Consider the following 13,003-nt stretch of genomic DNA (forward strand, 5'->3'; position numbering starts at 1 on the left):
TCATCGGCAGGGGAGCGGCTGCGCCTGCGAAACCAGGAATGAGGAGAAGCTTCACATGCAAGGCATCTGGACCCAACAGTACTTTCCCGCCGGCGGCCCTGCGCTGTCGGCATTGATGGCCGCGCTGCCCATCGCTTTTTTCTTCGTCGCGCTGGCGGTGCTGCGATTGAAGGGCCACGTCGCCGGCACGCTGACGGTGCTGATCGCGCTAGTGGTGGCCATTCTGTTCTACGGCATGCCGGCGCAGATGGCGCTGGCCGCCGCCGCCTTCGGTTTCGGCTACGGGCTGTGGCCCATCGCCTGGATCATCGTCGCCGCGGTGTTCCTGTACAAGATCACGGTCAAGACCGGGCAGTTCGACATCATCCGCGCCTCGGTGCTGTCGGTGACCGAGGACCAGCGGCTGCAGATGCTGCTGGTGGGGTTTTCCTTCGGCGCCTTTCTGGAAGGCGCGGCCGGATTCGGCGCGCCGGTGGCCATCACCGCCGCGCTGCTGGTGGGGCTGGGCTTCAATCCGCTGTACGCGGCCGGACTGTGCTTGATCGCCAACACCGCGCCGGTGGCGTTCGGCGCGATGGGGATACCGATCATCGTGGCCGGGCAGGTGACCGGGCTGGACCCGTTCCTGATCGGCGCCAAGGCCGGCCATCAGCTGCCCATCTTGTCGGTGATCGTGCCGTTCTGGCTGGTCATGATGATGGACGGCCTCAAAGGCGTGCGCCAGACCTGGCCCGCCATCCTGGTGGCCGGCGTCTCGTTCGCCGTCACCCAGTTTTTCACGTCCAACTACATCGGGCCGGAGCTGCCGGACATCACCTCGGCGCTGGTCAGCCTGGTGTGCCTGACGCTGTTTCTGAAAACGTGGCAGCCCAGCGAGATTTTCACCTTCAACGGCCGCCGCGCGCCGTCAGCTCGGCAGGCGAGCGGCTTCAGCCTGGGACAGATCGCGCGCGCCTGGAGCCCTTTCCTGATTCTGACCGCGCTGGTGACGGTGTGGAGCGTCAAGCCTTTCAAGGCCTTATTCATCAAGGGCGGCGCGTTGGAGGGCTGGATCTGGAAGCTGCATGTGCCGGGGCTGGACAAGCTGGTGCTGAAGACCGCGCCCATCGTCGCGCATGAAACGCCGTACGAGGCGCTATACAAGTTCGACATCGTTTCAGCAGTCGGCAGCGCCATCTTCCTGTCCGCATTGCTGTCCATGGCGCTACTGAAATTCCGCCCGGCCGACGGCTTGCGCACGCTGGGCGAGACATTGGTCGAGCTGCGGCGGCCGATATTGTCGATAGGCATGGTGCTGGCCTTCGCCTTCGTCGCCAATTATTCCGGGATGTCGAGCACGCTGGCACTGTGTCTGGCCGGCACCGGCAAGGCGTTTCCGTTCTTCTCGCCGTTTCTGGGCTGGCTGGGCGTGTTCCTGACCGGTTCCGACACCTCGTCCAACGCGCTGTTTTCCGCCTTGCAGGCGGCCACCGCGCACCAGCTGGGCGTGTCGGACGTGCTGTTGGTGGCGGCCAACACCACCGGCGGCGTCACCGGCAAGATGATCTCGCCGCAGTCCATCGCCGTGGCCTGCGCGGCGGTGGGGTTGATAGGCAGGGAGGCGGACCTGTTCCGCTTCACGCTCAAGCACAGCCTGATTTTCTGCAGCTTCGTCGGCCTGTTGACCTGGCTGATGGCGTATATGGGCTGATGCCGATTCCACGCGGCGGCAAGCGCCGCCGCGGGGCGGATCGTCCGGTTACAGATGGTTATTAGATTAGAAATAACGATTTCGCATCTGCTGATAGCCAATCGATATAATGGGGCCAGTTCTGGGAGAGGCTCTGTGTACAAACATCTGGAAGATTTCGTCGGCGGCACGCCGCTGGTGCGGCTCAAGCGCCTGCCGGGCGATAACGGCAACGTGGTGCTGCTGAAGCTGGAGGGCAATAATCCGGCGGGGTCGGTGAAAGACCGGCCGGCGCTGTCTATGATCCGCCGCGCGGAGCGGCGCGGCGACATCAAGCCGGGCGACACGCTGATCGAGCCGACCAGCGGAAACACCGGCATCGCGCTGGCGATGGCGGCGGCGATGATGGGCTACCGCATGGTGCTGATCATGCCGGAGAACTCCAGCGCCGAGCGGGTGCAGGCGATGCGCGCTTACGGCGCCGAGGTGATCCTGACGCCGGCCGCCGGTTCGATGCCGGCGGCGATAGACCTGGCGCGCAGCATGGAGGCGGCCGGCGAAGGCCGCATCCTCGACCAGTTCTCCAACCCGGACAATCCCCTGGCGCACTACGAGGGCACCGGCCCGGAAATCTGGGCAGAAACCGAAGGCAGGATCACCCATTTCGTGTCCAGCATGGGCACTACCGGCACCATCATGGGCACCAGCCGCTTCCTGAAGGAGAAAAACCCGGCCATCCGCATCGTCGGCGTCCATCCGGAGCCGGGCAGCCAGATCGCCGGCATCCGCAAGTGGGAAGACCCATATGTGCCGAAGATCTGCGACTTCTCCCGCGTCGATGAGATCCAGCATGTCGGCCAACAGGAAGCGGAGGACACCGCCCGGCTGCTGGCTCGGCGCGAGGGCATCCTGGCCGGGCCGTCGTCCGGCGGCGCGCTGGCGGTGGCGCTGCGGCTGGACGCGCAACTGAAGGACGCGGTGATCGTATCGGTGGTGTGCGACCGCGGCGACCGCTACCTATCCACCGGATTGTTCGATCCGGCTTGACGCTGTGTCGCCGCTTGCCGGCTTGGCAGCCGGCCCGGCGGCGATTAGCATGGCATTTTTTCGAAAGATGCCGACATGCTGAAACTCTACGTCGATCAGGATTTCTTCAGCCCCTACGCGATGGCCGCCTTCGCCGCGCTGACCGAGAAGGGCCTGTCTTTCGAGGCGCTCACTCGAGACCTCGCCGCAGGCCAGCAGTTCGAGCCTGCCTACCGCGCGCAATCGCTGACCTCCCGCGTGCCGACATTGGTGGACGGCGATTTCGCGCTCAGCGAATCGTCGGCCATCATCGAATACCTGGAAGACGCCTACCCCGACACTCTCCGCGTGCTGCCCGTCGATCTGAAAGCCCGCGCCCGCGCGCGCCAGCTGCAGGCCTGGCTGCGCAGCGACCTGCTGCCGCTGCGCGATGAGCGCAGCACCGAGACGGTGTTCGGCCGCAAGCCGGTTTTGCCGTTGGGCGAGGCGGCGCGCAAAGCGGCGGATAAACTGATCGCGGTGGCCGAGGCGGTGGTGCCGGCCGACGGCGGCAATCTGTTCGGCGATTGGTGCGTGGCGGACGCGGAACTGGCCCTGCTGCTGAAGCGGCTGACGGCGGAGGAGATGCCGCCGCGGCTGTCCGCTTACGCCGAGCGGCAGTGGCTGCGGCCGTCGCTCGTGGCCTGGCGAGCCCGGCAGGCTCGCTGAGCCAGCCCCGTCCGCTCTATACTGCGGGTAAAGAAGAGCGAGGGACGGGGACGATGGGTATCGCGAAGACGGGTTCCAGGCTGTGGGCCGGCCTGCTGCTAGCCTGCGCCGGCGCGCAGGCGCAGGCGGCGTCGCGCGATCTGTATTTCGTCACCCAGTTGTTCCCCCCCTTCATCACCCAGGATGCCGACGGCAGGCTGGATGGCGCGCTGGTGGCGATTCTGCGCGAGGCGTGCCGGCGTTCGTCATGGAATTGCACCGTCCAGGCCATGGTGTGGAAGCGAGCGTTGCTGACGATAAGCCAGGGCGGGGCCGACGGGCTGGTGCTGGCGCAGGACGCGCCGGAGCGGCGGGCGGTGATGGAGCTGTCCAAACCGGTGCTGGCCAGCAGCTACGGCCTGTACGTGAAAACGAACAGTCCCTTGCGTTACCGCCAGCCTGGCGATCTCGCCGGGAAAACCATCGCGGTGTATGGCCCGTCGCTGTCGCAGACCAATAGCGAGCGGCTGGTCCAGGGCGTGGCCGGCGTGAACCTGACCGTGGAGCTGGACCCGGAGACGGTGCTGCGCAAACTGGCGGTGGGCCGTTACGGCAACAATGCGGTGGCGTTTTCCAACGACGATGTCGCCCGCTATTGGATCAAGCGCGATGGCCTGGGCAATCTGCGCAAGCTGGCCGAGGTCAAGCAGTTGACGTATCTGTACGGCTTCACCCGCAGCCGGGCGAAGCCCGGCATGCTGGAAACGTTCAACATGGCGCTGGACGGCATGTGCCGCGACGGCAGTCTGGCCAGGCTGGCCGCGCCGTCCGGCATTCGGCTGGCCACCTGCCGCTGAGTGCGGCAAGGGTGGGTCAAAGCGGTTATCATTCAGGGATTCCTTCGCCGCCAGCGGCGGCGCCAAACGCAGCGCAGAACAAGCATAACCATGTCGCAACACGCATTCTCTCCGGACGAGAACGTCCATTGCAGCCCCAAGGGCTGGTACCGGCTGGCCAGCGAGAAGCCCGGCTTCATTCATGACGAGGCGCAGGCCGCCGCCATCGAGCGACTGGACCGGCTGTGGCATGAGCTGGTGGATTTCAAGACCAAGCGCAATCGCTTCCTGGGCCGCAGCCTGAGAAGCCCGGATGTGCCGCGCGGCCTGTATTTCTGGGGCGGGGTGGGGCGCGGCAAGAGCTTCCTGATGGACGCGTTCTACGCCTGCGTGCCGTACCGCCGCAAGCGCCGCATCCATTTCCACAATTTCATGGCGGAAACCCACCGCGAGCTGCGCAAGTTCGCCGGCGGCAAGGACCCGCTGCTGGCCTACGCCGACGAGATCGCCAAGTCGACGCGGCTGCTGTGCTTCGACGAATTCCACGTGTCGGACATCGCCGACGCGATGATTCTGGGCCGCCTGATGTCTGCCTTGATCGAGCGCGGCGTGGTGGTGGTGACCACCTCCAATTACGCGCCGGACGATCTCTACCCGGGCGGCCTGCAGCGGCAGAACTTCCTGCCGACGATAGAACTGATCAAACGCGAGATGGACGTGCTCAACGTCGACGGCGGACATGACTACCGGCTGCGCGAACTGACGCGGGAGCCGCTGTTCATGGTGCCGGCCGACGAGGGCAGCGAGCGGAAGATGGAGCAACTGTTCCACAAAGTGGGCACTGGCGCGGACCTGCCGCAAAAAAGCATTACCGTGCTGGATCGTGTGATCGAGGTCAAACGGATGTCGCCGGGCGTGATCTGGTTCGACTTCATGGCCTTGTGCGACGGCCCGCGCGCGCAAACAGACTACCTGGAAATCGCCAGCGAATACCACACGGTGTTCGTGTCCGGCATTCCCCGGCTGACGGCCAAGCAAGCGTCCATCGCCCGCCGCTTTACCTGGTTGGTCGACGTGTTCTACGACAACCGCGTCAAGCTGATCGCCTCGGCCGATGCGCCGCCGGAAGAGATCTACACCGAGGGCCTGCAATCCGGCGAGTTCTTCCGCACCGCCAGCCGGCTGACCGAGATGCAGTCCAAGAGCTATCTGGAGCTGCCGCACCAGTCGATGGCGCAAAGCCACGACCAGCCGCCGCCGGGCGTGGCGCTGTAAGCGGGCCGGCCGCGCTCAGTTGCGCGCCGGCTGCAGGTCCAGCTCCAGAATGTGGTCGGCCACCATGATGTCGCGGGCCAGGTCCACCACGCTGATGAAGCTGCGTCGGTCCTGGGCGGATACCAGGAAGCTCCAGCTGGCGCCGCTCTGGTCCGCGCGGATGCTGATGCTTTCCTCGTGCAGCTTCAGGCCCGACGGCGCCAGCCGTTCCGCCAGCCGCTCCACCGTCCAATCGTGGTCGGCGCTCAGCTTGACGCTGACGAACAGACTGACCCGTCGCGGCAGGATGTTCTCGATGCGGTTCACTACGGTGACGAAAACCATGCACAGCAAGGTCAGCGCGATGGCGGCGCCGTAGAAGCCGACGCCGATCAGGATGCCGATCACCGACGACATCCACACCGAGGCGGCCGAGGTCAGGCCGCTGATGCTCAGCCCCTCCTTCATGATCATGCCGGCGCCCAGGAAACCGATGCCGGTCAGCACCCCCTGCGCCACGCGGGTCATGTCGCCGTGCATGATGTCTGCGGACTGCCCGCCGTACCAGTAACCGGAGTAGCCGATGATGCTGATCGCCGCCGCCGAGGCCATGCACACCAGGCCATAGGTGCGCATGCCGGCCGCGCGGCCGTTGTACCAGCGTTCGTAGCCCAGTAGGCTGCCTAGAATCAGGCCGCCTAGCAGGTGGGCGATCACCAGCAGGTTGACCTGCCATTTGCCCGCGCTCCAGTAGAGGTTGGCCAGTTGCTGCCAGCTCAAGTCCATTTTCTTTCCTCCCGCGCCGTCGGGCGCGCATGCGATGTTCATTTTCTTAAGCGGGCATCATGGCATGCCGCGCGCCGTTTTCTCAATCCGGCAGGCATTTGTCGGCGCGCGGGCTGCTGGGCCGCATTGATATCTTTACGTGAAAATATGTAGTGCGATGACTACATTTTTGCGCTTTCCCTCTTTCGTGAAGCTGTCCATCTCTGTTATAAATCGATGCTGATCACGTTTTAGCAAAAAAATCGCAATTTGTGCGTTGCAATGTAGCAAAGGTACACAAGGAGACGGCATGACTCGGGTGCTGGTAGTCGGCAGTATCAATATGGACCTGGTGGCGTCCGCCAAGCGGATGCCGAAGCTGGGCGAAACGCTGCTGGGCGAGGGATTCTCCACCTATCCGGGCGGCAAGGGCGCCAACCAGGCCGTGGCCGCCGCCCGCCTGGGCGCGCAAGTGACGCTGCTGGGCTGCGTCGGCGACGATGCTTTCGGCCGCGACTTGCGCGCCCATCTGGAGCGAGAAGGCGTGGATTGCGGCCGGGTGGAGACCGTGGATGGTCCCACCGGCATCGCCGTCATCACCGTCAGCGGCGGCGACAACGCCATCCTGGTGGTGCCGGGCGCCAACCACAAACTGACGCCGGTGCATCTTGACGCCGCCGAGCAGGCCTTCATCGACGCCGACGTGGTGCTGACCCAGCTGGAAATTCCGCTGGCGACGGTGCGCCGCGCCGCCGAGCTGGCCGCCCGCCACAAGAAGCCGCTGCTGCTGAACCCCGCGCCGGCGGTGCCGTTGCCGGAAGAGCTGCTGCAACGGGTGGCGTTGCTGACGCCAAACGAGCACGAATTCCTGACCATGCTGGCCCAGCCCGACGCCGACTGGCGCTCGCTGCTGGCCGAGCGCCCCGGCAAACTGGTGATGACCCACGGCAAGCACGGCGCCTATTTCGCGCTGGCGCGCGGCCAGTTGCGCCATCAGCCGGGCTTCGAGGTCAAGGCGGTGGACAGCACCGGCGCCGGCGACACCTTCAACGGCGCGCTGGCGGCCTTCCTGCCGCTGGGGCTGGAAGAGGCGGTGCGCCGCGCCAACGCGGCCGGCGCGCTGTCGGTCACCCGTCCCGGCGCGCAGGGCGGCATGCCCACGCTGGCGGAGCTGGAAGCCTTTCTGGAGAGCAAAGCATGAAGAAGCACGGCCATCTGAACCGCGACATCGCCCGCATCCTGGCGTCGATGGGCCATACCGACAGCCTGGTGATCGCCGATTGCGGCCTGCCCATCCCGCCCGGCGTCGAGTGCGTGGACCTGTCGCTGACGCTGGGGCAGCCCGGCTTCGTCGAAACCCTGGACAGCGTCTTGGCCGATTTCCAGTGCGAGCGCGCGGTGTTCGCCATCGAGTGTCGCCAGCACAACCCGGCGGTGCAGGACAGGGCCGAGCGGATGGCGAAGGACGGCGCGGCGCTGGATTTCGTCAGCCACGAGGAATTCAAGCAGCGCTGCCAGGCAGCGCGGGCGGTGATCCGCACCGGCGAATGCACGCCATACGCCAACGTGATCCTGCATTCCGGCGTGATCTTCTGAGGAGCCGCACCATGCAAGTGACCATGCGCGGCATCAGCAAGGCCTTCGGGCCGGTCAAGGTGCTGGAAAATGTCGAATTCACGCTGCGCGGCGGCGAGATCCACGCGCTGATGGGCGAGAACGGCGCCGGCAAATCCACGCTGATGAAGATACTCAGCGGCGTCCATCGCGCCGACGCCGGCGAAATCCTGCTGGACGGTCGCATGGCCGAGCTGCGCGACACCGCGGCGGCGGAAGCGGCCGGCATCGCCATCATCCACCAGGAATTGAACCTGATCCCGCAGCTGTCGGTGATGGAAAACCTGTTTCTCGGCCGCGAGCCGTCGCGCTTCGGCCTGATCGACTACGGCCGCATGCGCCGCGAGGCGAAGGCGCAGCTGGCGGCGCTGGGCGTGGGCGGCATCGATCCCGACGCCGAGGCCGGCGGCCTGTCCATCGGCCAGCAGCAGATGGTGGAGATCGCCAAGGCGCTGGCGCTGAACGCCCGCGTGCTGATCATGGACGAGCCGACCGCGGCGCTGACCGAGCGCGAGATCGACACGCTGTTCGGCCTGATGGCCCAGTTGAAGGAAAACGGCGTGGCCATCGTTTATGTTTCGCACCGGATGGAGGAGATTTTCCGCGTCTGCGACCGCATCAGCGTATTGCGGGACGGCTGCTTCGTCGGCGAGCGCGAAATCGCCGGCACCGATTTCGACGAAGTGGTGCGGATGATGGTGGGGCGCGAGATCGGCGACCGCTATCCCAAGCGCGAAGCCATTCCGGGCGAGGTGCGCTTGAAGGTGGAAAACCTGGCCGACGAGAACATGATCGCCGGCATCAGCTTCGAGGTGCGCGCCGGCGAGGTGCTGGGCATCGCCGGACTGATGGGCTCCGGCCGCAGCGACATCCTGAAGACGCTGTTCGGCGCCAAGCGCCGCACCGCCGGCCGCGTCGAGCTGGACGGCGAGGAATTGAGAGTGGCCGCGCCGGGCGATGCCATCGCAGCCGGCCTGGGCTTCGTGCCGGAAGACCGCAAGAGCAAGGGGCTGGTGCTGGGCATGTCGCTGCGCGAGAACGCGACGCTGGTGCACCTGGACCGTTACGCCCGTCTGGGCGTGGTGAACGCGGGCGACGAGAAGCGGGCGGTGGACGGCATGATAGAGCAACTGCGCATCCGCACCCGCGACGCCGAGCTGGACGTCAAGTCATTGTCCGGCGGCAACCAGCAGAAAGTGGTGTTCGCCAAATGGCTGGCGAATCCGCCCAAGGTGCTGCTGCTGGACGAGCCGACGCGCGGCGTCGACGTCGGCGGCAAGGCCGAGATCTACCACATCGTCAACCAGCTGGCCGCCGCCGGCGCCGCCATCGTGATGGTGTCGTCCGAGTTGCCGGAAGTGCTGGCGCTAAGCAATCGCATCCTGGTGCTGCACGAAGGCCGCCAGGCCGGCATTTTCGACGCCGCCGGCTGCAGCCAGGAAACCCTGATGGCCGCCGCCACTGGCGGAGCCGCTTCCACCGAAACCAGGAAACAAGCATGACCCCGCAACAGAAAGCCAATCTGCAACGCCTAGGCCCCTTCATCGCCCTGGTGCTGGTGGCCGTCGGCCTGTCCGTGATGAGCCCGGACTTTCTTACCGTCAACAACCTGCTCAACGTGATGCGGCAGGTGTCGATCAACGCGCTGATCGCCTTCGGCATGACGCTGGTGATCCTGCTGGGCGGCATCGACCTGTCGGTGGGCTCCATCCTGGCGCTGTCCTCGGTGCTGACCGCCACGCTGCTGCAGGCGGGCGTCGACCCCATGCTGGCCACGCTGCTGGGCATTCTGGCCGGCGCGGCGATGGGCCTGTTCAACGGCCTGGTGATCAGCAAGGGCAAGGTGGCGCCGTTCATCGCCACGCTGGCGACGATGACCATCCTGCGCGGCCTGGCGCTGGTGTTTTCCAACGGCAGCCCGATCACCGGCTTCGACAGCGAGCTGTTCTCGATGCTGGGCGGCGGCTACGTCGCCGGCCTGGTGCCGGTGCCGGTGGTGTGGATGCTGCTTCTGTTCGCCGGCTTCTGGTTTCTGCTGAAGAAGACCGTGTTCGGCCGCCATTTGTACGCCACCGGCGGCAACGAGGAAGCGGCGCGGCTGTCCGGCGTCAAGGTGGACCGGGTCAAGCTGTGGGTGTATACCGCTTCCGGCGCGATGTCGGCGATGGCCGGCGTGGTGCTGACCTCGCGGCTCAACTCGGCGCAGCCGACGGCCGGCACCGGCTATGAGCTGGACGCGATCGCCGCGGTGGTGCTGGGCGGGACCAGCCTCAGCGGCGGCCGCGGCTGGATTTTCGGCACCCTGATCGGCGCGCTGCTGATCGGGGTGCTCAACAACGGCTTGAATCTGCTGGGCGTGTCCTCGTTCTACCAGCAGGTGATCAAGGGCGCGGTGATTCTGCTGGCGGTATTGCTGGATCGCAGCAACAAGAAGTGACGATGGCGGCGCGCGCCGCCCAATGCAGTGCATCATTCCATTTTCCAGGGAGCATCAGCATGAAACGCATTCTTACCCCGCTCGTGGCCGGCATTCTGGCCTTCGGCATCGCCGCCTGCTCCAAGCAGGGTCCGGGCAGCGCGCCGGCCGGCGACGCCAGCGCCGCGGCGGCGGACGGCAAGGTCACCGTCGGCCTGGCGGTATCCACGCTCAACAACCCGTTCTTCGTCGAGCTGCGCGACGGCGCGGCGGCGGAAGCGAAGAAGCAGGGCGTCAACCTGATCACCGTCGACGCGCAGGACGATCCGGCCAAGCAGCAGGCCAGCGTGGAAGACCTGATCCAGAAGAAGGTCAGCGTGATCCTGATCAATCCGACCGACTCGTCCGCCGTGGCCAATGTGGTGAAGGAAGCGACGTCCAAGGGCATCAAGGTGGTGTCGCTGGATCGCAGCGTGAACGGCGCCGAAGTCAGCGCCCACATCGCCTCCGACAATATCGCCGGCGGCGTGATGGCCGGCAAGTACCTGCTGGACAAGCTGGGCGGCAAGGGCCGCATCGTCGAGCTGGAAGGCATCGCCGGTTCTTCCGCCGCCCGCGAGCGCGGCGAGGGCTTCCACCAGGTGGTGGACAAGAAGGAAGGCGTCAAGCTGCTGGCCAAGCAGCCGGCCGATTTCGACCGCGCCAAGGGCCTGTCGGTGATGGAAAACATCATCCAGGGCAACAAGGACATCCAGGGCGTGTTCGCGCACAACGATGAAATGGCGCTGGGCGCGGTGAAGGCGATCCAGGCCGCCGGCCTGAAAAACGTGGCGGTGGTCGGCTTCGACGCCACTCCGGACGCGGTGGCCGCGGTCAAGGCCGGCGCGCTGTCCGCCACCGTGCAGCAGCAGCCGGCCTTGATCGGCCAGTACGGCGTGCAGGCAGCCAAGAAGCTGGCCGACGGCCAGAAAGTGGACAAGTTCATCCCGGTGCCGCTGAACCTGGTCCATCAATAAGCCGCAATCAAGCAACGGGGCCGGCGCCTGCGCGTCGGGCCCCGTTTTGCCATATTGCGATTATCATTTCCGTTTTCTTGCCCAGCCATACTCCATGAGCAGCTTCAAACGCCTGACCATAGACGACATCGCCGCCCTGGCCGGCGTGTCGCGCACCACCGCCAGCATGGTGCTGAACGGCCATGCCGAGCGCTACCGCATCTCGCCGGCCACCGTGGAAAAAGTGGAGAAGGCTGCGCGCGAGCACCATTTCAAGCCTTCCCAGCAGGCGCGCAGCCTGCGCAGCCGGCGCAGCAGCAGCATAGGCCTGGTGGTGCCGGATCTGACCAACTCCACCCATGCCGCCTTGGCGCAGGCGTTGGAGAACGGCTGCCGCGAGCGCGGCTATCAGCTGCTGATGGTGACCAGCGACGAAGATCCGGAGCGGGAAAGCTCGGGCATCGGCCAGTTGGCGTCGCGCCAGGTGGACGGCATGATCGTGGTGCCGTGCAGCGGAGACGCCGCGCGCTATCAGCCCTGGACCGGCAGGCTGCCGTTCGTGTTCGCCGACCGCCACATTCCCGGCAGCGGCATAGCGTCGACGGTCACCGACGCCGGCGACAGCGTCGCCAGGCTGCTGTCTCCGCTGTTGGCGGATGGCGTGGATGAGCTGGCGTATTTCGGCGGCCAGCCGGAATTGTCGGCCAGCCGCGAGCGTCTGGCCGGCTACCGGCAGGCGCTGAAAGCCGCAGGGTTGGAAGAGGGAACGGACTGGGTGGCCGAGCGGGATTTCCAGCGCGAATCCGGCTACCGGATGATGGCCGACTGGCACGCGCGGCATGGCCGCTATCCGCGCGCGCTGTTCACCGCGTCCATCACGCTACTGGAGGGCGTATTGTCCTTCATCCGCGAGCGCCACCGGCTGCGCGAAGCGCCGCAATATCTGCTCACTTTCGACGATCATCCCTTGCTGGATTGCCTGCCCTTGCCGATAGACGCCATCCGCCAGAACAGCGCGGCGTTGGCAGAGGCCAGCCTGGCGCAGGTGTTGGCCTTGCTGCAAGGCGAGGCGCTGGTTGAGCGCGATCGGCGCGTGCCGGCCAGCCTCAACCTGCGCCGCCTGGCGGTTTAGGCCGATTGCGCAGCCTGCCGCCCGGCGGGTTCGCGCGCTTCGCGCATCATCAGCGAACCCAGCAGGAAGGTGGACGACAGCAGCGTGGAAAACGCCATCGCCAGCGCGTAGTCGCCATGGCGCAAATCGACCAGCAAGCCGAACACATAGGGCGCCGCCGTGGCGACGAGATAGCTGAGGAACCAGAACAGGCTAAAGGTGACCGCCGCCTTGTCCGGCGTCATGCCGGGCTGTTCCTGCGCCAGCGTCACCAGGCTGGGCAGGGGCAGGAAGATGAAGAAGCCGGCGGCCAGCGCGGCCGCGGCCACTAGTCCGGCATCGCCGCTCCAGCCCCAGACCTGGGCATGCAGGCCGATCACCGCCAGCAATTGCATCAAGCCCGACAGCCGCAGCATGGGGAGCCTGCGCGTGATCTTCCTGGCCAGCCAGATGCCGGCCGCCGTGCCGGCCAGTCCCGCCAATACCACGTATTTCGCCTGCCGGATGCCGGCGTTCTGGTAGAAGCTGAACAGAATCACGTAGAAGGACAGCGTGCCGCAGTAGGTGAAGGCCAGCAGCCAGTTGAAGCGCTCGGCCAGGCCCTGGCGCAGCGTGTGGCGCGGTCCGTTA

At 66.0% G+C, this 13,003-nt stretch carries 13 protein-coding genes; 11 read left to right on the forward strand and 2 right to left on the reverse strand.

The genetic code is table 11. The annotated features are described in order from the left end of the window. The first annotated feature begins 55 nt into the window (after positions 1-55). The 5 genes from VL52_RS18675 (at position 56) to zapE (ending at position 5,493) form a co-directional block, all read left to right on the forward strand. Positions 56-1,690, forward strand: a complete 1,635-nt coding sequence (locus tag VL52_RS18675) for a lactate permease LctP family transporter (RefSeq protein ID WP_046158450.1) — start codon at positions 56-58, stop codon at positions 1,688-1,690. 135 nt (positions 1,691-1,825) lie between these two features. Next, the gene (gene cysM, locus VL52_RS18680) at positions 1,826-2,716 is read left to right on the forward strand and encodes a cysteine synthase CysM (protein WP_046158451.1); all 891 of its coding nucleotides are present in this window, start codon (positions 1,826-1,828) and stop codon (positions 2,714-2,716) included. A gap of 75 nt (positions 2,717-2,791) precedes the next feature. Next, positions 2,792-3,403 carry a glutathione transferase gene (yfcF, locus tag VL52_RS18685; RefSeq protein WP_046158452.1) on the forward strand — a complete coding sequence of 204 codons (612 nt, stop codon included), beginning with the start codon at positions 2,792-2,794 and terminating at the stop codon, positions 3,401-3,403. A 53-nt stretch (positions 3,404-3,456) separates the two neighbouring features. Further along, entirely contained in the window at positions 3,457-4,239 is a 783-nt protein-coding gene (locus VL52_RS18690) for a substrate-binding periplasmic protein (RefSeq protein ID WP_046158453.1), read from the forward strand. Between the two features lie 90 nt (positions 4,240-4,329). Next, complete coding sequence (gene zapE / locus VL52_RS18695) at positions 4,330-5,493, forward strand: cell division protein ZapE (protein WP_046158454.1); 1,164 nt, start codon at positions 4,330-4,332, stop codon at positions 5,491-5,493. A gap of 15 nt (positions 5,494-5,508) precedes the next feature. On the opposite strand, the gene VL52_RS18700 is transcribed toward zapE, so the two are convergent. Further along, positions 5,509-6,258 (reverse strand): MgtC/SapB family protein, encoded by a 750-nt coding sequence (locus VL52_RS18700; protein ID WP_046158455.1) that lies wholly within the window; start codon positions 6,256-6,258, stop codon positions 5,509-5,511. Positions 6,259-6,547: 289 nt separating this feature from the next. On the opposite strand from VL52_RS18700, the gene rbsK reads away from it, so the two are divergent. The 6 genes from rbsK to VL52_RS18730 all read left to right on the forward strand — a co-directional run bounded on the left by rbsK (position 6,548) and on the right by VL52_RS18730 (position 12,394). Continuing rightward, positions 6,548-7,438 (forward strand): ribokinase, encoded by an 891-nt coding sequence (gene rbsK / locus VL52_RS18705; RefSeq protein WP_046158456.1) that lies wholly within the window; start codon positions 6,548-6,550, stop codon positions 7,436-7,438. Continuing rightward, entirely contained in the window at positions 7,435-7,833 is a 399-nt protein-coding gene (gene rbsD / locus VL52_RS18710; RefSeq protein ID WP_046158457.1) for a D-ribose pyranase, read from the forward strand. The genes rbsK and rbsD overlap by 4 nt, the downstream gene beginning before the upstream one ends. An 11-nt stretch (positions 7,834-7,844) precedes the next feature. Then, positions 7,845-9,353 (forward strand): sugar ABC transporter ATP-binding protein, encoded by a 1,509-nt coding sequence (locus VL52_RS18715; protein ID WP_046158458.1) that lies wholly within the window; start codon positions 7,845-7,847, stop codon positions 9,351-9,353. Next, positions 9,350-10,288 carry an ABC transporter permease gene (locus VL52_RS18720; protein ID WP_046158459.1) on the forward strand — a complete coding sequence of 313 codons (939 nt, stop codon included), beginning with the start codon at positions 9,350-9,352 and terminating at the stop codon, positions 10,286-10,288. Before VL52_RS18715 ends, VL52_RS18720 begins: the two co-directional genes overlap by 4 nt. A 59-nt stretch (positions 10,289-10,347) precedes the next feature. Continuing rightward, a complete protein-coding gene (gene rbsB, locus VL52_RS18725; protein ID WP_046158460.1) occupies positions 10,348-11,283 on the forward strand; it encodes a ribose ABC transporter substrate-binding protein RbsB in 936 nt (311 codons plus the stop codon). A gap of 94 nt (positions 11,284-11,377) precedes the next feature. Then, positions 11,378-12,394, forward strand: a complete 1,017-nt coding sequence (locus tag VL52_RS18730) for a substrate-binding domain-containing protein (protein WP_046158461.1) — start codon at positions 11,378-11,380, stop codon at positions 12,392-12,394. Here the strand turns inward: VL52_RS18730 and VL52_RS25075 are convergent. Next, positions 12,391-13,003: hypothetical protein (locus VL52_RS25075; RefSeq protein WP_046158462.1), on the reverse strand; the 613-nt coding region annotated here is incomplete at its 5' end. The two genes, VL52_RS18730 and VL52_RS25075, sit on opposite strands and share 4 nt — an antisense overlap.

Origin of the sequence: Chromobacterium vaccinii, assembly GCF_000971335.1 — a bacterium.
In the GTDB taxonomy this organism is placed as follows: Bacteria; Pseudomonadota; Gammaproteobacteria; order Burkholderiales; family Chromobacteriaceae; genus Chromobacterium; species Chromobacterium vaccinii.